Origin of the sequence: Paraburkholderia sp. UCT70 (assembly GCF_050434085.1) — a bacterium.
Classification (GTDB): Bacteria; Pseudomonadota; Gammaproteobacteria; order Burkholderiales; family Burkholderiaceae; genus Paraburkholderia; species Paraburkholderia tuberum.
The window spans coordinates 753,710-772,307 of the sequence record NZ_JBNPVZ010000004.1; the positions used below are offsets into that span (position 1 = coordinate 753,710).

28 protein-coding genes, 1 tRNA gene and 2 pseudogenes are annotated in these 18,598 nt (G+C 62.4%); 13 read left to right on the forward strand and 18 right to left on the reverse strand.

From position 1 onward, the window contains the following. Positions 1-117: 117 nt before the first annotated feature. Entirely contained in the window at positions 118-366 is a 249-nt protein-coding gene (locus OKW41_RS29010; RefSeq protein WP_429574751.1) for a hypothetical protein, read from the reverse strand. Between the two features lie 118 nt (positions 367-484). On the opposite strand from OKW41_RS29010, the gene ssuD reads away from it, so the two are divergent. The 4 genes from ssuD (at position 485) to OKW41_RS29030 (ending at position 3,857) form a co-directional block, all read left to right on the forward strand. Beyond that, complete coding sequence (ssuD, locus tag OKW41_RS29015; protein ID WP_429574752.1) at positions 485-1,645, forward strand: FMNH2-dependent alkanesulfonate monooxygenase; 1,161 nt, start codon at positions 485-487, stop codon at positions 1,643-1,645. Positions 1,646-1,719: 74 nt separating this feature from the next. Continuing rightward, positions 1,720-2,568, forward strand: coding sequence for an aliphatic sulfonate ABC transporter permease SsuC (gene ssuC, locus OKW41_RS29020; protein WP_429449511.1), 849 nt, complete (start codon positions 1,720-1,722; stop codon positions 2,566-2,568). Continuing rightward, on the forward strand, positions 2,565-3,584 hold the full coding sequence (locus tag OKW41_RS29025; protein ID WP_429574753.1) for an ATP-binding cassette domain-containing protein: 1,020 nt from the start codon (positions 2,565-2,567) through the stop codon (positions 3,582-3,584). The genes ssuC and OKW41_RS29025 overlap by 4 nt, the downstream gene beginning before the upstream one ends. 57 nt (positions 3,585-3,641) lie before the next feature. After that, on the forward strand, positions 3,642-3,857 hold the full coding sequence (locus OKW41_RS29030; RefSeq protein WP_008922916.1) for a TOBE domain-containing protein: 216 nt from the start codon (positions 3,642-3,644) through the stop codon (positions 3,855-3,857). Positions 3,858-3,892: 35 nt separating this feature from the next. On the opposite strand, the gene OKW41_RS29035 is transcribed toward OKW41_RS29030, so the two are convergent. After that, positions 3,893-4,153 (reverse strand): hypothetical protein, encoded by a 261-nt coding sequence (locus tag OKW41_RS29035; protein WP_429449515.1) that lies wholly within the window; start codon positions 4,151-4,153, stop codon positions 3,893-3,895. A gap of 241 nt (positions 4,154-4,394) precedes the next feature. Between OKW41_RS29035 and OKW41_RS29040 the strand changes: the two genes are divergently transcribed. Both OKW41_RS29040 and OKW41_RS29045 read left to right on the forward strand, forming a co-directional pair. Then, positions 4,395-4,592, forward strand: coding sequence for a hypothetical protein (locus tag OKW41_RS29040; protein ID WP_013089281.1), 198 nt, complete (start codon positions 4,395-4,397; stop codon positions 4,590-4,592). A 145-nt stretch (positions 4,593-4,737) separates the two neighbouring features. After that, positions 4,738-4,980, forward strand: coding sequence for a DUF6566 family protein (locus OKW41_RS29045; protein WP_429574754.1), 243 nt, complete (start codon positions 4,738-4,740; stop codon positions 4,978-4,980). 224 nt (positions 4,981-5,204) lie between these two features. Here OKW41_RS29045 and OKW41_RS29050 read toward each other — a convergent pair whose 3' ends face one another. The 4 genes from OKW41_RS29050 to OKW41_RS29065 all read right to left on the reverse strand — a co-directional run bounded on the left by OKW41_RS29050 (position 5,205) and on the right by OKW41_RS29065 (position 7,312). After that, positions 5,205-5,474, reverse strand: a complete 270-nt coding sequence (locus OKW41_RS29050) for a hypothetical protein (protein ID WP_018418204.1) — start codon at positions 5,472-5,474, stop codon at positions 5,205-5,207. Between the two features lie 351 nt (positions 5,475-5,825). Continuing rightward, positions 5,826-5,898: transfer RNA gene (locus OKW41_RS29055), tRNA-Arg, on the reverse strand. 290 nt (positions 5,899-6,188) lie between these two features. After that, positions 6,189-6,917 (reverse strand): methyltransferase family protein, encoded by a 729-nt coding sequence (locus OKW41_RS29060; protein WP_429574755.1) that lies wholly within the window; start codon positions 6,915-6,917, stop codon positions 6,189-6,191. A gap of 65 nt (positions 6,918-6,982) precedes the next feature. Continuing rightward, positions 6,983-7,312: an Abi family protein gene (locus OKW41_RS29065; protein ID WP_429452200.1), complete on the reverse strand. Its 330-nt coding sequence runs from the start codon at positions 7,310-7,312 to the stop codon at positions 6,983-6,985. Here OKW41_RS29065 and OKW41_RS29070 point away from each other — a divergent pair. After that, a pseudogene (locus OKW41_RS29070) lies at positions 7,278-7,477 on the forward strand (IS5/IS1182 family transposase); the annotation flags it as partial. The gene OKW41_RS29065 and the pseudogene OKW41_RS29070 sit on opposite strands and share 35 nt — an antisense overlap. 34 nt (positions 7,478-7,511) lie before the next feature. Here the strand turns inward: OKW41_RS29070 and OKW41_RS29075 are convergent. Further along, a complete protein-coding gene (locus OKW41_RS29075; protein ID WP_429574756.1) occupies positions 7,512-8,438 on the reverse strand; it encodes a LysR family transcriptional regulator in 927 nt (308 codons plus the stop codon). An 86-nt stretch (positions 8,439-8,524) separates the two neighbouring features. Here OKW41_RS29075 and OKW41_RS29080 point away from each other — a divergent pair, with 86 nt between their 5' ends. Beyond that, on the forward strand, positions 8,525-9,340 hold the full coding sequence (locus OKW41_RS29080; protein WP_429452204.1) for a sterol desaturase family protein: 816 nt from the start codon (positions 8,525-8,527) through the stop codon (positions 9,338-9,340). A 487-nt stretch (positions 9,341-9,827) separates the two neighbouring features. Here the strand turns inward: OKW41_RS29080 and OKW41_RS29085 are convergent, their stop codons facing one another. The 9 genes and pseudogenes from OKW41_RS29085 to OKW41_RS29125 form a co-directional block, all read right to left on the reverse strand. Next, positions 9,828-11,048 carry a hypothetical protein gene (locus tag OKW41_RS29085; protein ID WP_429574757.1) on the reverse strand — a complete coding sequence of 407 codons (1,221 nt, stop codon included), beginning with the start codon at positions 11,046-11,048 and terminating at the stop codon, positions 9,828-9,830. After that, positions 11,017-11,247 carry a DUF4224 domain-containing protein gene (locus tag OKW41_RS29090; protein ID WP_429574758.1) on the reverse strand — a complete coding sequence of 77 codons (231 nt, stop codon included), beginning with the start codon at positions 11,245-11,247 and terminating at the stop codon, positions 11,017-11,019. The genes OKW41_RS29085 and OKW41_RS29090 overlap by 32 nt, the downstream gene beginning before the upstream one ends. Before the next feature lie 27 nt (positions 11,248-11,274). After that, entirely contained in the window at positions 11,275-11,865 is a 591-nt protein-coding gene (locus tag OKW41_RS29095; RefSeq protein ID WP_429574759.1) for a hypothetical protein, read from the reverse strand. 68 nt (positions 11,866-11,933) lie between these two features. Beyond that, on the reverse strand, positions 11,934-12,122 hold the full coding sequence (locus OKW41_RS29100; RefSeq protein WP_429574760.1) for a hypothetical protein: 189 nt from the start codon (positions 12,120-12,122) through the stop codon (positions 11,934-11,936). A 505-nt stretch (positions 12,123-12,627) separates the two neighbouring features. Next, positions 12,628-13,299: pseudogene (locus tag OKW41_RS29105) on the reverse strand (RecT family recombinase); the annotation flags it as partial. Continuing rightward, positions 13,296-14,219: a YqaJ viral recombinase family protein gene (locus OKW41_RS29110; RefSeq protein ID WP_429574761.1), complete on the reverse strand. Its 924-nt coding sequence runs from the start codon at positions 14,217-14,219 to the stop codon at positions 13,296-13,298. The gene OKW41_RS29110 and the pseudogene OKW41_RS29105, both read right to left, overlap by 4 nt. Continuing rightward, a complete protein-coding gene (locus OKW41_RS29115; RefSeq protein WP_429574762.1) occupies positions 14,216-14,449 on the reverse strand; it encodes a hypothetical protein in 234 nt (77 codons plus the stop codon). Before OKW41_RS29115 ends, OKW41_RS29110 begins: the two co-directional genes overlap by 4 nt. Beyond that, complete coding sequence (locus OKW41_RS29120; protein ID WP_429574763.1) at positions 14,446-14,616, reverse strand: hypothetical protein; 171 nt, start codon at positions 14,614-14,616, stop codon at positions 14,446-14,448. Before OKW41_RS29120 ends, OKW41_RS29115 begins: the two co-directional genes overlap by 4 nt. Next, positions 14,613-14,744 (reverse strand): hypothetical protein, encoded by a 132-nt coding sequence (locus tag OKW41_RS29125; RefSeq protein WP_429574764.1) that lies wholly within the window; start codon positions 14,742-14,744, stop codon positions 14,613-14,615. Before OKW41_RS29125 ends, OKW41_RS29120 begins: the two co-directional genes overlap by 4 nt. A gap of 50 nt (positions 14,745-14,794) precedes the next feature. Between OKW41_RS29125 and OKW41_RS29130 the strand changes: the two genes are divergently transcribed. The 3 genes from OKW41_RS29130 to OKW41_RS29140 are packed head-to-tail and all read left to right on the forward strand — an operon-like array spanning position 14,795 to position 15,701. After that, positions 14,795-15,193 carry a hypothetical protein gene (locus tag OKW41_RS29130; RefSeq protein ID WP_429574765.1) on the forward strand — a complete coding sequence of 133 codons (399 nt, stop codon included), beginning with the start codon at positions 14,795-14,797 and terminating at the stop codon, positions 15,191-15,193. Beyond that, entirely contained in the window at positions 15,190-15,405 is a 216-nt protein-coding gene (locus OKW41_RS29135; RefSeq protein ID WP_429574766.1) for a hypothetical protein, read from the forward strand. Before OKW41_RS29130 ends, OKW41_RS29135 begins: the two co-directional genes overlap by 4 nt. A 2-nt stretch (positions 15,406-15,407) precedes the next feature. After that, the gene (locus OKW41_RS29140; RefSeq protein WP_429574767.1) at positions 15,408-15,701 is read left to right on the forward strand and encodes a hypothetical protein; all 294 of its coding nucleotides are present in this window, start codon (positions 15,408-15,410) and stop codon (positions 15,699-15,701) included. Positions 15,702-15,812: 111 nt separating this feature from the next. On the opposite strand, the gene OKW41_RS29145 is transcribed toward OKW41_RS29140, so the two are convergent. Further along, the gene (locus OKW41_RS29145; protein WP_429574768.1) at positions 15,813-16,436 is read right to left on the reverse strand and encodes a hypothetical protein; all 624 of its coding nucleotides are present in this window, start codon (positions 16,434-16,436) and stop codon (positions 15,813-15,815) included. Between the two features lie 69 nt (positions 16,437-16,505). On the opposite strand from OKW41_RS29145, the gene OKW41_RS29150 reads away from it, so the two are divergent. Together OKW41_RS29150 and OKW41_RS29155 are read left to right on the forward strand one after the other, a co-directional pair. Beyond that, entirely contained in the window at positions 16,506-16,886 is a 381-nt protein-coding gene (locus OKW41_RS29150) for a hypothetical protein (protein ID WP_429574769.1), read from the forward strand. A gap of 21 nt (positions 16,887-16,907) precedes the next feature. Further along, complete coding sequence (locus tag OKW41_RS29155) at positions 16,908-17,492, forward strand: hypothetical protein (RefSeq protein ID WP_429574770.1); 585 nt, start codon at positions 16,908-16,910, stop codon at positions 17,490-17,492. A gap of 97 nt (positions 17,493-17,589) precedes the next feature. Here the strand turns inward: OKW41_RS29155 and OKW41_RS29160 are convergent, their stop codons facing one another. Continuing rightward, positions 17,590-18,063: a hypothetical protein gene (locus OKW41_RS29160; RefSeq protein ID WP_429574771.1), complete on the reverse strand. Its 474-nt coding sequence runs from the start codon at positions 18,061-18,063 to the stop codon at positions 17,590-17,592. Positions 18,064-18,598 lie beyond the last annotated feature (535 nt).

Here is an 18,598-nt window from a genome sequence, read left to right on the forward strand (position 1 = left end):
TGATTGGAAACGAGCGCCATTATATCGACCGGGGTTGGGCGGCCGGGGCCGCGTGTATAAAGCGCAACAACCCCATGCGGTAGCACCGGGCTAATCACGAAAGCGGAAATCCTAAGCTCAAAAAAATCGTTCAAAAGCCGCGGACCGCTCCATAGACTGTTTCCTCATGCAGACGGCGCGGGTGTCGCCGTCATCAGATAAATCGAGCGCACCACGCGCACGTTGGTCGAGGAAAGCCGTCGCAATGTCGAGCCGCACGCCGAATCTCCGTTGTCGCAGGGCCCGCGCGCGGTCGTGTTCGCGGTGTCGTCGGCCCGGCGCATAGCCTTCATCGATTTGACGCAGTTGCCGATGGCCTGAGTCCATCGTCCGTTTCTCAATCCTTCAACGCGTCGCAGCGCCTTGCCGGTTGCCGGCTCGATGCGCGCGGCCAGCGCTCGTGCTCACCGTTTTCATTACGTCAGGAACAGGCAGGAGCAACAACATGAATGTGTTCTGGTTCATTCCGACTCACGGCGACAGCCGCTATCTCGGTACGTCCCAAGGCGCACGCGCAGCCGACTACGACTACTTCCGGCAGATCGCCGTCGCCGCCGACACGCTCGGCTACGAGGGCGTGCTGCTGCCGACCGGCCGCTCGTGCGAGGACGCCTGGGTCGTCGCGTCGAGCCTGATTCCCGTGACGCAGCGGCTGAAGTTCCTCGTCGCGATTCGCCCGGGGCTGTCGTCGCCGGGACTCGCCGCGCGTATCGCGGCGACGTTCGACCGGCTGTCGAACGGGCGTTTGTTGATCAACGTGGTGACGGGCGGCGACGCGGCCGAACTGGCCGGCGACGGCGTGTTCGTCGATCACGACACGCGCTACGAAATCACCGACGAATTCCTGCATATCTGGCGCAAGCTGCTCGCCGCGTCGCACAGCAACGAAGCGATCGATTTCGACGGCAAGCATTTGCGGTCGAAGGGCGGCAAGGCGCTATATCCGCCGGTGCAAAACCCGCATCCGCCGCTGTGGTTCGGCGGCTCGTCGGCGGCCGCGCACGATATCGCGGCCGAGCACATTGACACCTATCTGACGTGGGGTGAGCCGCCCGAAGCGGTCGCGAAGAAGATCGCCGACATTCGCGCACGCGCCGCGGCGCGCGGCCGGCGGATCCGCTTCGGCATCCGTCTGCACGTGATCGTGCGCGAGACCGAGGAGGAAGCGTGGGCCGCGGCCGACAAACTGATCAGCAAGCTCGACGACGACACGGTCGCGCGTGCGCAGGCGTCGTTCGCGAAGATGGATTCGGAAGGGCAGCGCCGTATGGCCGCGCTGCACGGCGGCAAGCGCGGCGGGCGCGAGCAGCTCGAGATCTATCCGAACCTGTGGGCGGGCGTGGGGCTCGTGCGCGGCGGCGCGGGCACCGCGCTGGTCGGCAGTCCGGAGCAGGTGGCCGCGCGTATGAAGGAGTACGCGGCGCTCGGCATCGAGACGTTCATCCTGTCGGGCTATCCGCATCTCGAGGAATCCTACCGTTTCGCCGAACTCGTGTTTCCGCTGCTGCCGCAACGCTTCAGCAAGGTTGCCAACGGGCCGTTGTCGGGGCCGTTCGGCGAAATCGTCGGCACCAGCTATCTGCCGAAGGCGGCGAGCGCGAGTTGAGCGCGCCCATAGCGTGGGTCGCGCGGCTTGCGCGACACGCGCACGACGATCGACAGGCAAGGAGAAAAGCCAACATGAGTGATACCACTTTGAGCGCGGGAAAGGCGGCAACCCCGCAGCCCGCGTCCACGACGCGCGCTGCCGCGCTGCGCCGTTTCGGCGCGCACCTGCTGCCGTGGCTCGCGCCGATCGCGATCCTGCTCGCGTGGGAAATCGCCGCGCGCAGCGGTGCGCTGTCGACGCGCGTGCTGCCCGAGCCGCTCGCGGTCGTGAAGGCCGCATGGTCGCTGATCCAGTCCGGCGAAATGTGGGCCGACGTGAAGGTCAGCACCTGGCGCGCGGTGTCGGGCTTCGCGATCGGCGGCGGCATCGGTTTCGTGCTCGGACTGGCGACGGGTCTCTTCAAACCCGCGGAAATCGTGCTCGATTCGACCGTACAGATGATCCGCAACATTCCCGCGCTCGCGATGATTCCGCTCGTGATCCTGTGGTTCGGCATCGAGGAACAAGCGAAGGTGTTCCTCGTCGCGCTCGGCGTGTTCTTCCCTGTCTATGTGAACACGTTTCACGGCATCCGTTCGGTCGACGCGAACCTGATCGAGATGGCGCGCAGCTATGGCGTCAAAGGTTTCGCGCTGTACCGCCACGTGATTCTGCCGGGTGCGCTGCCGTCGATTCTGGTCGGCGTGCGTTTCGCGTTCGGTCTGATGTGGGTCACGCTGATCGTCGCCGAGACCATTTCCGCGCAATCGGGCATCGGCTACATGACGATGAACGCGCGCGAATTCCTGCAAACCGATGTGGTGGTGGTCGGCATTTTGCTGTACGCCGCGCTCGGCAAACTCGCGGACATGCTCGCGAAGAGCCTCGAGCGCGTGTCGCTGCGTTGGCATCCGGCCTATCAGCGAGGAGCAAAAGCATGAGCGCAACGACGCTATCGACGACGTTCGGCGGCATCGCGGGCAGCGATCTCGAGACCGAACTCGCGCAGCCGCGGCTCGCGGATCACGACGCGAACGAGGCTGCGGAGGTTGAGCGGGACGGGGCGGCCGGGACTCATCACGGCTCGCAAGCCGGCTTGCAACCCGCTCCCGCGCTGGCCCGCAGCGACGCGCGCCCCGCGAGCGACTACGCGGTGCAATTGCGCGGCGTGGGCAAGCGCTATGGCGAGCGCGAGGTGCTGTCGGGCTTCGATCTGTCGATCGAGCGGGGCAGCTTCGTCGCGATCGTCGGCCGCAGCGGTTGCGGCAAGTCGACCTTGCTGCGGCTCGTCGCGGGTCTCGAGGAAGCCAGCTCGGGTGTGCTCGAAAAGCGCGCCGGGAACGGCGGTCCGCTCGACACCCGCATCATGTTTCAGGATGCGCGTCTGCTGCCGTGGAAAAGCGTGCTGCAAAACGTGATGCTCGGCCTCGGCCGCGGCGCGCGCGACGATGCGCGCGCGGTGCTCGCCGAAGTCGGCCTGCTCGAACGCGCGAACGACTGGCCCGCGCAACTATCGGGCGGTCAGCGGCAGCGCGTCGCGCTCGCGCGGGCGCTCGTGCATCGTCCGCAATTGCTGCTGCTCGACGAGCCGCTCGGCGCGCTCGATGCGTTGACGCGCATCGAAATGCACACGCTGATCGAAAGGCTGTGGCGCGAGCATCGCTTCACCGCGCTGCTCGTCACGCACGACGTGCACGAAGCCGTCGCGCTCGGCGACCGGATTCTGCTGATCGAGGAAGGCCGCATCGCGCTCGATCAGCCGGTCGCGCTCGCACGTCCGCGCGCGCGGGCGTCGGCGGGCTTCGCCGCACTCGAAGACCACGTGCTGCAACGCGTGCTGAAAAACGCGCCGAACGACGACACGCTGGCGCATCGCGCGTATCAGCCCTACGACCCGTATGGCTTGCCCGAACCCGGTCGTCTCACGCGGCCGACCGAAGTGCGCTGGGCCGTCTGAGTTTTCCTGGCAAATCGATCCGATCCGTTATCAACTGCTTCTGTGGAGTTATCTGAAATGAGCATTTCCGCCATCAACGTGCGCAATCAGTTCAAAGGCAAGGTCAAGGAAATCATCCGCGGCTCGGTGGTTTCCGAGGTCGACGTAGAGACGCCGTTCGGCATTGTCACGTCGGTGATCACGACGCGCTCGGTCGACGAACTCGAACTGAAAGTCGGCTCGGAGGTGGTCGCGCTCGTGAAGTCGACCGAGGTGTCGATCGCGCGGCTTTGATGACGCTCCGCCAATGCGAGCGGCGTGCGCAGCGGCTATTTCGCGTTTGCGCCGCTTGCGGGCGGCTCGTGCGACATGTGGTCGTTGGTCGGCTTCGCCGGCCGCTTGATCGGCATGTTGTCCGGGTTGCTCGAACCGCCGGCGCCCGATGCCGCCTCGGGCGGTTTGGCCATCGGCGCATGGCTGTCCGGCGGCGCGCTGGGCGCCGTCTGCGCGACGGCGCTCGCGCCGCTCGCGAAGAGCGCCGCCAGCGCGGCGGCGGTGGCCGTCAACGTGGCCCAATTGCCTCGCTTCATGTCGTTCTCCTTCGATGTCGCGCGCCGTCTGCAGACACGCGGCTGTGTGCACGATTAGCTAGTAGCAGGCCGCGTTCCGGGGCCGCTGCTGGCGCGTTGAGGCGTGCTCCTAACGGTCACGCCGGTTTCAGACGCCAATTGCCAGACTCGACGCTCCGGGGAGCGGGCTCGTCAGCCGCGCACACCTGCATCCGCCGATGAAACTTGCTACGATGAATTGAGCATTCCGACGGAGACGGCCATGTCGAAGTCCTTGAGTCCTGAAGCGGTCGAAGCGTTGCGGCGTCTGAACGACGTCGGCGTCGGACAGACGGCGCCCGAAGTCGCGCAGTCCGTTGCGGCGGAGTTGCTGGCATGCGACCTGGTTGCCGAAGCGGGCAGCGGTGGGGTCGAAATCAACTGCAACGGCCGGCAGTATCTTTCCGGCGATTGCAACTGATCCGCTGATCGGCGGCCGGCCGCACGGCCGGTGTGTAGAGCGAGGCGGCGCGTCGCGGGGAGTCGCGAGCAGGTGATTGGCCAGCGCGACGCCAGCGGACGCGCGCGTCCGCCTACCCGCGATTAGCGAAACCACGGAGACGAGCATGGAGCCGAAGGGCGTCGACATGGGCGACTATCAGGCGCGCTATGGCGACTACGACATCGAGGTGGCGGTCGAACAGGTGCTGACTGGCGTCAAGGCGCATTTCCGGGTGCTGCGCAACGATTCGACGGTGGTCGACTGGCAGCTCGTGCATATCGATAGCTTGTGGTCCACCGAGCATGCGGCCGCCGAGGCGGCTTTTCGCGCGGCGCGCGAGTTGATCGATGCGGGGCTGGCGAGTTAGACGCGGATAGCCGCATCGCGACGGAAGGGGACGCCGTGTTCGGATGAGGCAAGGAAGCGGCAGGCGCACGAGACAACGGTTGCAAACCGAACGCTACCCGGGCAACGTACCGGGTACCACGGCTGCCGTACATGCAACTGGGCGCCGGCATCGATACTGCATGCGCGGCGCCCAGTTTGATCGCTGCCTTCAGAGGCAGCGGATCTGACGGTACTGCTGGCGGCTTAGTGGCCGAAGAACACCGATTGCGGACCCGACGTGGGTTCGCTGCGCGTGCCCGATTGCGTCGACACGCTATTCACGCCACCGTATGCATTCGATTGCGCGTTGGCGCGTTCAGCAGCGACGGTCTGCGCGTTCTGGCCTTGTTGCGAAGCCGGCGCGCCAACCGACGGACGGTAGTACGGTGCCGGACCATAGCCGCTGGCGAAAGCGGGAGCGGCGATCGAGGCGGAAGCGGCAACCAGCAGGGCGGCGATAAACTTGGTCTTCATGGTAGGACTCCGATAACGTTTCGACTGCATTTCAGGAAGATGTTGCAGGAGCCAGTGAACCAGGTGTCTGCAACGTCGATGGAAGCCAGTGTATACCCCTACTATTGAAAATTTGTGCCGATAATCTGAATTTACTATTTCCGACGAAGAAACAATCGTTCAGACGTACGCGCCGCAAGGCGGACCGGTGAACTGGCCCTGTTGGCCAAGCAGTTTTTGAGAGGCGGGAGAAGGCGGGAAGGGGTGATTGCGGGGCGGAAAACCGCACAGACATCGTGGAAAATGCAGAAGGCCGTCAGCAAAACAAAAACGGCGTTGTGATTGCTCACAACGCCGTTTGCTTGAATTCTTTGGGGTGGCTGATGGGACTCGAACCCACGACGACAGGAATCGCAATCCAGCCGTCAAAATGCCTCGCAGCCGCGTCAGACAAGGATCCCACAAACTAAATTCGGAACAGACGCGCCCTTTCACGCACGGTGGCATGCGGGTTCGCGGTGAGTCGTTCCGAAAATTCGGACCGTGCATTGTGCTTCTGGGACTGTATGTGCATGCAGCGGTGTTGGTGGTCGCCCGCTCGTTGTGAATTGCAACGACGAGCACAGGCTCAGATCGACCCCAAGCGGAAGTTGCCTTTTCCTGAAGCGGTCATCTAACGCCAGGCATGAGCCGCGCGCTCCTGCGCGTCGGCTCATGCCCTTGCTCGGCGGCTGCCTACAGCCAGCGACGCACAGAAGCCTTGTAGGCCAGGTATTCCGACGGGAAGCGGCTTTTCAGGTAGTGCTCCTCTCGCGGGATGACCACGAACGACATCAGCGCCACCGCTGGCATGAGGGTGACAAGTAGCCAAATACTGTTGACCCCGAATGCGACGCCGAGGTGGAGCAGCGAGAAAGACAGATAGATGGGATTGCGGCTGTATCGATAGGGACCTGTGCGCACGATCGTGGTGGTGGGACGATTCCCCGGGACGGGCGTGCCAGCGGTCCGAAACGTGCGCACAGCCCAGAGAAACAGCACGACAGCGACCAACACTGCAGTGCTCCCGAGCGGCCCACTCACTGTACGAGACACAAGCCGCACTGGCCAGGCGAAATGCAGCAACAGGCCAAGGGCGATCGCTCCCAGGTAGACAAAAGGCGGCCGCATGATCCCGCGGTTTGCGACTTGCGGCACCATGCCTGTCTCCGCTTCCTCGCTGCGATCATCGCCTGCCATACGCGCCTCCAGCTTTTCGCTCCAACTCGACACCTGGATTATGATGCACCGATCAGCGCAATAGCCCACGCTGCCCGGGTTGCCTTCGATGCCTTGGTCAAGGGCATGCTGCAGCACATTGCCGGCTGAATGGCCGCTTACGGAATGATTGTCTTTACGCCGTCGGCTGCTATTGGCCGACATGTGCCTGAGGCCGACAGGCAGCAGGCGACCCATTTCCGTCATTGCGGTCACCGCGCTAGCAACGTCGGTTCCCAACGCCTAATAGGTCGTTGAAGTTCTGTCGAAAGCTAGCGCTGTCGATGTACCAGTGCGGGCCGTAACTCCGGCTCGTGGTCGCAGATAATATTTCTGATGTAGATCTCGATCTTTTCTAGCGCTTGGCCGCAGAGTGCCCGCAGGTCGGTGTCGAAGTAGTACAGCGCCATGATGGCGCGAAGCTTTGTGTTGGCGACGAACTTCCCTTTGATGGGGGCGTTCTTGTGCTGGAAAGGCAGGCAAAAGCGCTGAACCTGTAATAACCAACGGTTTGAAGGATGCCGAACGGGTCCGACTTCTCGTCTTGTGTGACAACGAAGCCCCGACTCAGAATCCGCGCTGCCGCCAAAATCAAACCGCAAATCCCAAATCGACTACGCGAAGGCGCTCTACAAGGAGCGCAACCTTGTCGATAGGTTCTGCACAAAACAAAACAGCTCCGCCGGGTCGCAACAAGATATGAAAAGCTCCTCGCCAATTACAGAGGCTTCGTCATCCTCGCCTCAATCGCAATTCTGCTCGAATAATTCGTCACTACGGCCTAGAAACGCCTCAATTACGTTACGTGCCTGAATCTGCGTATGTTTCCGATCCGCGGCGCATGGCGGCGAATTGCCGGTCCAGCAGCTCCAGCGCCAGCCGCGCGGCTGGCGAGGCGGTGCGGTTCGCCAGCCTGACGATCTGCAGGACCGCACTCGGCGGCACCCGCAGAATTTCCGGCAAAGCAAGCCGGACCGCCAACCCCGCCGCCATTTCTATCCGCAGCAGCTCGGGTGAAGCCAGCCAGATCATGTCGGTCTCCAGCATCATCTGCTTCAAAATATAGTAATTCTCACATTGCACGGTTGGACTTAAGGGAAAATCCTGCTCCGCCTTGCCGCCTCGCCGGAATCCCACGGAGCCAACGGGAAATGGCAGAAAATCTTCGGAGGTCAGCTCGCTCCGTCCGGCCAAAGGATGCCCCGCTCTGATATAGGCCCCCACGGTAATCGTCCCGATGCTGCGTACGCTAAGCATGTCCGGCAACGGCACCTGCCCTTCCGCGAACAGGCAGAATTCCAGCTGGCCCGCCAGCAGCGCCGCCACCAGGTCCGGCGCGGGGCGCACCACGCTTTGCACATGCAGCCGGGGCTTGGCGCGCGCCAAAGCAGGTAGCAGGTCGGGAAGCAGGATCGCCGCCGGCAGCGGCCCCATGCCAAAGCAAAGCTGGCCGGTCTCAGCCGTGCCCAGCTGGCGCAGGTTATGGTCAAATCCGCCCGCCGCCAGCAGCAGGCGCCGGGCCTCCTCCAACACTGCCTCTCCCAGAATGGTGATCGACATGCCAACCCGGGTACGGTCGAAAATTTTCAGCCCATAGGCCGCTTCCAGCCCGGCGATGGAGCGGCTCAGCGCCGGCTGGGTCAGCCCCAGCGCCTCCGCTGCGCGCGAAAGATTTTTGGCTTCAGCCACCGCGACGAGATGGCGCAACTGGCGCAACTCGACATCCATGAGTCGGAGTTATCCTAAATATACGTGGAATGAATTTTACTTATGGTGCCATTGTATCCATAGTTTCGGCACAGGAGGAACGAATCATGGATTACGGACGGTATTTGCTGCCTGCCTTTGCGCTGCTGCTTGGCATCGAGATCATCTGCGGCCGGCATAAGAAGATCTATTCGCGCGAGGATTGGCTGATCAATGTCATTACATTCGGCGCCGGCTTCATGCTGCGCCCGCTGGTGGCGATTCTTATCGGCTCGGTGGCGACCTTCGCATTGCCGGCTGAAAAGGGCGCGCTGGGCCATGTCAGTTTCGGGCTGGGTCTCGCGGGGGTGATCTTGGTGGCGGATTTCTGCTTCTACTGGGTGCATCGCTGGGCGCATGCAGCACGGCGTTGGCGGCACCCTTGGCTATGGCAGATCCACCGCACGCATCATTCCGGCAAATATTTGAATGTGGGGGTTATTTTTCGCATCCATCCGTTCTGGTGGTTCCTGCTGCCGACGAGCTGGGTGTACGGCTTTGCCGTTTATCTGGGGCTGGAGAAGGAGGTTGCCGTGGCGTCGCTGATCCTGGGCACCTGGAACGTTTTTACCCACAGCAACTTCCGCTGGGACGATAAGGTTCGCCGCATGCCGGTTCTGGGCCGGGTGTTCTGGGCGCTGGAACATGTGGTCGTGTCGCCCGGCATCCATCACACCCATCATGGTTTCGGCAAGGATGGCGCCAATTACCGCAATTTCGCGGTGATGATCTCGTTCTACGACTTGATTTTCGGCACTTTGCTCATTCCCGCGGGCCGGCCTGCGCATTACGGGCTGCCCGGCGAACAGGCGCACTGGCCCCAGCAGCTGCTGTCCCCCATCCTGGTCGAGCGCAAGGCGGGGCAAACTGCGCCCGGGGAATAGCGTGTGGGCTAGGCCGTAGTGACGAATTCCGTTTTGGGAGGATTGAACAAAACCGCTACGCGGTAATCGTTTAGAAACGCCATACGTTCACGCCGCGATTCCTTCCGCCTGTCGGCCAGAGCAGTCATTTAACGTTGTGATAACCGGCGCCGCCGTCTAGCGTGTTGATCGCGTTGTTAGGCACTGGGCCGGTGGCCGACGGCCGCTTCCCGGGTGTAGCCGACGTCCCAATGTCCGAGCGCCGGTGCAGGCGAATGACGCTTCATGGCCGAACTGAGCCGTTTCCCATGCCGGAAGTCGCGAGGAATTCGCGACGCAAACCCGGCCAGTCCACGCGCGCTTGCTCGGATGCGTCAGATTTTCGTGACCTGCCGCGGCCGACCGTTTGATCGCCGCTGGCGAAGATCGTGTAGGTCGCGGACACGGATCGATGCAGCCGGTTGATCGAGACGGGGAAAAAGTAGGCAGCCAGCTCCTCGCGATGTACTTACTCTGTGGCCTTTGCCACCTTGACCCGACGCCGATCGTAGTGGCGGTGTGTCGTGCTAGGACTTGCGTGAGCGGCGAAGTCGTAGGCGTCCGCGTCGTGCTGCTCGAGCTTTGCGCTAATCGCCGTCGGCCGAACATCCGAGAGTGCGAAGTACTCCGGATGCTTGGTGATCTGCAACTCCATGATGCCGCCGCGGATTGGCGCGTTGATCCGATTTGCGATGCGCTGCGCAGCCTCATGCATGCGCTTTGCATCGGCCTCGAGCGCGATCTTCTTGTCGAACGAGCCGATATAGGCATACATGGCGTCCTGCCAGACGGCATTCCAGCCGCTTTTCGAATACGGCTGGCCGGTCCTCGTCGGAAAGAGGAACAGACTGGCGACTGCTCGGTCGCGCTTCGCGCGCTCCGTGACGGCTCGCAGCCGCCACGACCACTGCCGCAGCTTGTGCACTTCGGCCTCGCCTTTTTTCCGCTTCGCGCCGACGACGCGCACGCCGGCATCGGTCAGGCCGGACAGGTGGAACGGACGGATCTCCGCCGCACGAAAGCCGGTGAGGTAGCAGAACATCGCGGCTAGTCCCATGGTGCGATACGACTGCTTCTGGCGCAGTGCCCATACGTAGAACGCGAGCACTTGATGTCGCTCGATCGTGCGCACGTCCGGGTCGTTGGTGTTCAGCATCATCCCGATGAACGGGTTTTGCTTGATCACACCCCAGCGCACCGCGTAGTTGCAGATGGTTTGCATGAGGGCCATGTCCTTGTTTGCGCCGATCGGCGCGCCCGCGTTCGCTCGCGCGTCGAGAAACTGATAGCCGTGGAACGTTTCGAGAGCCATCGGCGCCATCCGGCCGAAGAACTTGATGAGGCGCTCGTATGCGCCGCGTCGGACGGCGAGACCATCTTTTGACTGATCGCGAAAGTGCGTCGGCGCGACCTCGTCGCGAAAGCGCTCGACCATGGCGGCAACGGAGCCGGCGACGATCTGACCAGCCTGCATGTCGAGCGCTTTACGCATCGCGTTGCGCTCGGCGGTAGCGAGCGCAACGCGATCTCCACGCGGTGCAGTCGCGAACGTCTCGCTGCGACCGTCCGGAAACTTGTACCAGAACGAGACCTTGCGGACACCGGTGCGCTTGTACAGCCGGTCTATGCCGGTCGGTTCGTTGACTGCGGCCCGCTTTTCAGGCGAAGGCTTGGAGGTTTGGCGCGGCATCGAATTTCGAGTTGGTGTGATCCGTCGGCGTGACGCCGAGCTTCATGTCGCGGTACGCGCGCGAGACTTTCGGGAGGCCGTTTCTATCGACCACAAACTTCCAGTGGTTGTCCTTCAACCAGCGTTGCATCGCGATGCGCTGGTTGGGCTTGCAGTCGATGAGGTCCGCCAGCTCGTGCGCTGATAGATAGTCGCTCAATTTACACCCCACTATTTGCCTGTGGTCTCAATCATTCCTTGTGCTGTTGCATTGCTTCTCAGGCTCCTGTCGCGGCGCGTAGTAGGCGACGTCGCCTGCGATCGCGACGAGCGGCGACTCCCCCGTCGTGTGCCCCAGCAACTCGTCGACGGACGACGCAAATTTCGCATGGTCCCGCGTCAAACCGAGCCGAACAAACGCGCGCTCGACGATCCGTTCCGCCTGGTCGCGTGCCATGTCCACGAACACGCGTTGCCCGTCGTGCGGCGCGTAGGTAGAGCGGATCTGGTCATCGTGCCAGTCCACATGCGTAAGCGACGAGCTACCGCACGAAGGGCAGGGCACCACGTACGGTGTAACGCTGTCGCGGCTGTTCCAGATGCGCTCGCGGTGGCCGCAAGCACACGCGTACCACATAAGGGCAAAGCCGTCGGCATGAAGCCGCGATACGTCGGCTGCTGCCTGTGCCTGGCTCTTACCGGTGCGTGCCAGCGCCTTTTTGTGTGCGCGATCTGCGGCGCGACGCTCGAGCCGGTCGCGCGGTATGCGCGATTTTTTGTAGGGATGCATTCGGTTCACTGTTGAAAAAAAGCCGGGCGCCGTGCGGGCCGCCCGCAAATTCCGAGGGATAGCTGCCGGCTTCGAGGCGTTGGAATGTCTCAGCGGCTACCGGCGAGCCGCGGGGGTTAGGCGAAGTGCTTCGCGTGCAACTCGTCGAGCCGGTCGAACTGTTTGTCGGTCAGGCTTGTGACGTGGCCAGCGCTTCGGATCGCGTCTAGCTGGCGCACGAATCCCTGTTCCCATTCGGACAGGTCATTCGTGTCGAGCAGGCCGGACAGTCGCTGAATCATTTCGGTTGTAGAGACGTGGCGCATGTCAGGCTCCGAGCAGGATCTCGCGGCGGTCCTGATATGCCTGGTCGAGCTTGATGCGCTCAGTTTCCCGATAGGCGCGCGCTTCATCGGCCAGGACGTCCAGCACTTCGACGTCGTTGCACTGCTGAATGCGAGACAGCATGGTTTCGTACGGTGCAAGCTGCGGCGCGCCGCTGTCTGTCTGCTGCGGCTGCTCCGTCTGCGCGGTTGCCGGCTGCTGCGTCCGTTCTTTTTCGATACGGATCTTTTCCTGATACGCGGTCCGCACACGCTCGCGGTCGACGTCGCTCGTAATTTCGTCGATGCGGGAAATTGCGACTTTGAGCTCGTGAGCCGTGGTCGCGTTCTCGATCGCGCGGATCATGGCGTCGGCGTTCGGTACGTCGGCCGCAGTGGCGCCCGTGCGCTTGCTGGACATGCGGGAGCGCAATGAGTCTGTTTTGCTGCCGCCCTGGATATCGGCTGCGGCGCGCACTTCGTCGGCGCGGCCCATGTCGATAGGCTGGCGGTGCTCGCCTTCGTCGATTTCGTCGGGGGTGTACACGCCGAGGATGACGTCCGGACAGTACAGACGGGACCAGCGCTTGACGGCCAGATACGCGAGCTGCTGCTTAGGGTCTTGTCCCCACAGCGGAGAGTTGCGTACGCCGGCCTGCGAGAGGAGCAAGCGCAGTTCACGCGGCTCGGCTTCGCCTCTGAACGTCGCCCATACGCGCACGCCGAGTCCTTGCTCGTCCTCGATTGTCCAGTCACGCACAATGCGCTTCTCGTCGGGGTTGTTCCTCGCTGGTACTTCCTTGAAGCGCCCGGCGATCCTGTCCCACTCGCCGAACCATTCGTAGTTGATACGGCCAGTGACAGGCGCGCGTGCCGTGATTACGGCATTCACGAGTTGCGCCTCATAGCCGAGGGTGCCGCTTACGAGGTGGGTCTTTTGCGCGACGGCGAAGGGGTTCATACCCCATTGCATGGACTGCATCGCGATCGCAAAGCAGTCGCCCTTGTTGCCCTGCAGGTGCTTCGGGATGGTGGCGCGCCCCTGCGACATGATCTCGGCAACCCGGCTGACGGATTCGATCGTCGCGACGTCGAGCACCATGTCGGCGGTCGAGAGGGGCTGCAATGTGGGCGCGCTGGAGAAGGTTGAGGTGCGCTCGATCTGCGGAGTAGTGTTCATGCTGCTTCCTTGGTTTCGTCGATATCCTTCGCGCCCTTGGGCTTCGTGTATCCGAGCCTGATGTACGAACTGGCTTCGACGGTGAATTCCTTTTTCTTGATGAGCTTGCGGGTGTACGTGCCGCCGTCTGGCAGCAGGCCGGCGGCGGCGTTGCCGAGAGCTTCGAGGATGTGATTCTTCGCGGCGTCGCTGACGGCCTCGTATCGTTTGATGTGCTCGTCGGCGTCCAGCTTTACCGCGTGCCAATCGGCGATTGTGGGCGGCAGAGCGATCTCGTCGCCGTCGGTACCCGCATGCATGCGTTTCAGCACGGCCTCGGTCGTGGCGTGGTCGTAGTCGAGCGACGGCGCCTCGTCGCGCTCCACGAACTGCCAGAACGCGTGCTCCTGCTCGATCAGCATTTCCTCGGTTTCGGCGTCGCGCTCGATGACGTACGTGCGCAGGCTGTTGCCGCCGACGCAAGCGGCAAGGTGCCACTCGGGATAGTCGAGCACGGTCATGTAGTGATGGCACTGCAGCAGATATTCGTCCGGCACCTGGTCAGTGCCTGGCTCGCCCCACTCGCCAAAGCGGAACGCCATGCCGTCGACGTTCTTGCATTCGAGCCCGCGGCGCACGCCGACGATTACACGGTCGACGTTCGCGCGCATGAATGGGTATTTTGGGTGGGTGATGATGGAATTGCGACGCTGGACTTTCACGTCGTTGCGACGGGCGTATTCCCGCGCAATGATTTCTTCCATCAGGTTTCCGAACCGGATGCGCTCGACGTCATCGAGGTTTTCCGGTTCGAGCCGGCCGGTCTTTTCCGCCCACAATTGATAGGCGGTCTTGTAGCGGCTCAGACCGAGCGCGGCGGCCGCGTCCGATCCACCAATACCCGCTTGACGATCGGCGAGCCATTGTTCTCTTGCGTTCATCTGTTGGTTCCTTGCGAAAGAATGGGGACCGCATCGGTGTTGAGGTAGACCAAAGCGAGAGCGGCTGAGACGAGTAGCAGGACCATTGCGAACCATGTCCACCCAGGGTGACAGCGCTCGAACGCATCGAGTCTGCGCACGGCGCGATCGCTGCGGACGAAGGCCCACAAGCCGCTGCAGGCGAGGGCGATCAACGTCCACACGCCAAGAAAGGTGAAGGTCGAGCTCATGCGGCACCACCAGCGCGCAGCGCGACGACGAGCCAGAGGAAAGCACCGGCCGCGACGCCAAAGGCGAGCATGGTCGCGACGGCTCGAAGGCGACGGCGCGCGCGCGGGCAGGCGCCAAGCAAGGCGTTATCGCCGGCCGCGCGGCCGAGTATGAAGCGGGCGTTCACGCGGCACCTCGCGCAATGAGATCGCAAGCGATCGCGCGCATCAGGTGCTCGGTCAGCGCGCCGTGTTGCGCGCCGTTCGGCGCCGGCAGCGCGCGGAGCGCGAGCAAGTCCTTTGCGAGTGCCGACATTACTGCGCCCCCGCGATAACGAAGGTGCGATGCGACGGCTTCACATCCTCGTGCACGTCGTCACGCTCGATTCTCTGGACGACCTTTTCGGCCTCCTCGAAACACTCGCGCGCCAGCAGTTCGAAGAAGCGACCGGCGATCAGCGAGCGCAGCGCGGAACCACTTTCGAGGAACGCTGCACACACAACTTCACCATCCTCCATGTCGAACGATTGCATGGCCGCGACCACGACCGCGACATGACAGCGGTGAACGCTGGTTTCCTCGATGCGTTCGTCGCGAAGGCGCTTGCGCCTCCGAAGCCTGTACCGCTGCGGACCATGACCGATGCGCAACTCTGCGACGAGGCGAAGCGGCTGACGATCAGCATTCACGGACTGGACCGCGCGGCGAGCATCGCGAAGCTCGAGCAGGTACGTACACAGCAACGGGGAGGGCATGCGGCATGAAAACCCAGGAAGACAAATTCTGGCTCGTATGGTCGCCGACTTGCGCGACGCCGATGGGCGATCGGCATCCGAGCTTCGGCAGCGCCGCCGCGGAAGCCGAGCGGCTCGCGCAGGCGAATCCGGGGCGCGAGTTTTTTGTGCTCGGCGCCGAGATGTCGTACAGCGCGATCGCGATGCAGCGCGTCGAGTACTTCGGCCGGATGTCGTTCTGACCATGACGGCCGATCCGAAAGCATGGGCGCGCAAGCTCGTCGACGAATACGAGGCAGGGCGGCCGCCGAAGCCGACGAACGTCTATCGCGTCGCGTACGCCGCATTGGGACTGACGTTTCCCGAGGGTGCACACCCGACACATGCGGCGAATGTTCAGAAATGTTCAGGTGGGTCGCAATCGGTGACGCTTGAGGCGCGGCCGGTAAGGGCGCGTCCTGTGCCAGTGCCGAAGCGTGCGCCGGTCGAGGGCGCGTGGTGGGACAGCGAGCCGCCTGTGGCGGATTGCAATTGCTAACTAATCTTGACGTTTAGGACGGGAAGTCAAGTGCTGGCGATCAGGCTGAACGGCGGTGCGTCGCGATCAGATTCGCTGGTGTTGAATTGCCTTCGGACTCAACTGGAGAAGTCAAACATGCTCTTCCGCAAACTGATTTTGCGAGCTTTCCTGACGGCCGTCCCACTGAACCGACCAGCGGCGACGTCCGACGATTCGGGCGAGTGTATCGGCCTTTTCTCCGACCGTATGCGCCCACAGGTCCGCAATGGAGATCAGGGTGCGACGCGTTTCGCTCCCATCGGTTCCCTTTCGGATCTCGTCGGAAATGAGCTCGTCATACTGGTCCAAACTCAATTGGATTGCAGCAAATTCAAATACCGCCTCCGGCGAGCCGAGCTCATCCAATCTGATCACGGCGATGGCGCGACGGGCCTGCAGAATGCTAGGTCTAAGTGTTTCCTCCCACGCTTGAATAAAGGTTCGATACGACATCGTATTGGCGCATTGGCTGACTTGCTCGACTTGCAAAACGGCGAAGTCCACGAGATTCTGCCTTGCTGCTGCACCTTCTGCTCTACGCCGCCTTGCGTCGCGATCGCCAAAGAGAAATGCCCCGACGATTGCGCCGATCGATCCGACTGCCTGCACCCAGGAAGCCCAATCATTGCTGCTTCCAGGGAAATGCGAAGCGAATCCGCCGGCAGTAAAACCGAGCACACCGCTCGCCACAATAAACGACACCCACTTGATCATGCAGCCCTCTCTGAAATTTCGCCATGCCAAACCTATCGACATGGCGCCGAAAAACTTTAGGAGCGGCCGGTGAGCGCGTCAGCACAGAGGATGATTGAAACCAACGCTACAACGCACAAGGCGCCAGCGCCACCCAGCTCGATCGAAGAACTGTTCGCGCTGCACGTGCGCGCCGACAAGCTCCCGGCGCCGGCGCGTGAGTATCAGTTCGACCCGCAGCGTAAGTGGCGTTTCGATTTCTGCTGGCCTGAGCGCCGCGTCGCGATCGAAGTGGAGGGCGGGATTCATTCCGGCGGCCGGCACACACGCGGCACCGGGTTCGAGCAGGACGCGCGGAAGTATCTGGCCGCGACGCTCGCCGGCTGGTGCGTCGTGCGCGTGACGGGAAAGATGGTCCGCGACGGGTCGGCGATCGCCGCGGCGCGCAAGCTGCTGACGCGGCAAAGGTGAGGATTTACGGGAGTGAGCAACATGGAAGCGGTCTTTAATGATGCGGCGCATGCGCTGCGCTACGCGTATTCGTTCAGCTCGCAGCAGTACGGCAAGAGTTTGATGGCGCGCATGTATGGGCCGCCGGGATCGGGGCGCGGGCTCAGTGGAATCGACGGCGCCGGGCAGGCGGGCTTCGTGCTTGCCGAGGTCGAGAAGCTGCCGCTCGTGCAGCAGGCCGTGCTATTCGTCAGGTACTCGCCGCCGGATTTCCCGTGTTCGTGCGGCGCCGATTGCTGTTCCGGCCACCGGCCGAACAAGGCATGGAATTCGGTAATCGAGTGGCTGGTGCAGCATCACGTCGCGGTGCTGCTGCCAGGATGCGTTCGCAACGTCCGGTTGCATCGCGAACTGGTGCGCAACGCGCTGACGCGCCAGAAGTCCGAATACCGGACGCTGGGCAGTCAATACGGCGTCCACGCGCAGACCGTTGCCAAGCACGCGGTCCAGATCGAAACGGCGCTCGTCGGATCACGGCAGCAGCCTGGCGAACTCGACAAGGCGCTAGTGCGCGCCGATGGGCTCTTGCGGGAGGTGGGGATTGTTGGCGAAACGCAAGCTGCTTGACCTTTCGTATTTTGGCAACGAAAATAGGCACTATTGCAGCGCCAGAGCTGCGTCCAAAGCCCGCCACTGAGCGGGCTTTGGCGTTTGAGGAGCCTGTTTAGGCGTTCGGTAATCGCGGTAGGTCGCCCGCAAGCCATGCAACAAGACGCTCGTGTCGATCCAGCGTGACATTGGGCTCACGATCCAGCCTGATGCACTCTCCCAGATGGGCCGGATTGCAAAGCGCGCCCAAAACTGCTGAGTCCTGCTTCTGAATCGCTACTAGCTGCTCAGATATCTCTGCGTCCGGAAGATCCCTCGCCTTTACCAGAAGGCAGTCATACGCGTCACGTTGCGCTGCAGCCAGCATCTGTTTGACTGCCGGCTGATAGACGATGACGAAAACCGTGATAGCGCAAAGCAACGTTGCGATCACGTACTGCAGCCAATTCGGACCGTTCGCGAAGATCGACGCACCGAGAAAAAGCTGGGCGAACGATGTCCCGCGATCGATACGGCCTAGCAGAGTCGACGTCATACGCTCAAGCCGAGCGGAATAGCCGAGTTGAAATAGCAACTCGTCGCGTTCCACTTGCTACCCCTTCGATTTGGGATTTGGACTCGGCGTCGGCTTTGCCGGGGGCACCGGCTGGCGCGACACATGTCCAGGCACGACCGTTCCGCGAGGCTTTGGAATAGGCGCCCGCAATGAATGATCGAACGTCGGCGTACCGGCTGGTTTTTTCGAAGTTGCCATAGGTTTTCCCGTTGACAGGATTGTTAATCCGTATCGCATAACCCTAAGTCTTATTTCTGGGGATTGGGATTGGGATTGGTTTTTGGGGCTGGCGTCGGTTGCCTGGGGACATGGACGTGGCCTGGTAACGGCGTGCTTTGCTGGCGCGGTTGAGGCATCGGTGCTCGCAACATGTGTTCGAGGGCTAAATTGCCAAGATTTGGCTTTTTGGGAGTTGTCATTGGTCTTCTTTTGGTTTTTTTGGGGAATTGAGATCCTATCACGCAGAGATGTTTCGCCAGTCCATGACTGCGGGTCAAACGCGTATTCACGATCTCTGCCGCCGCTCGACCATCGAATCTTTTCTAGCGCAATCGCCAGTGCGGAATCC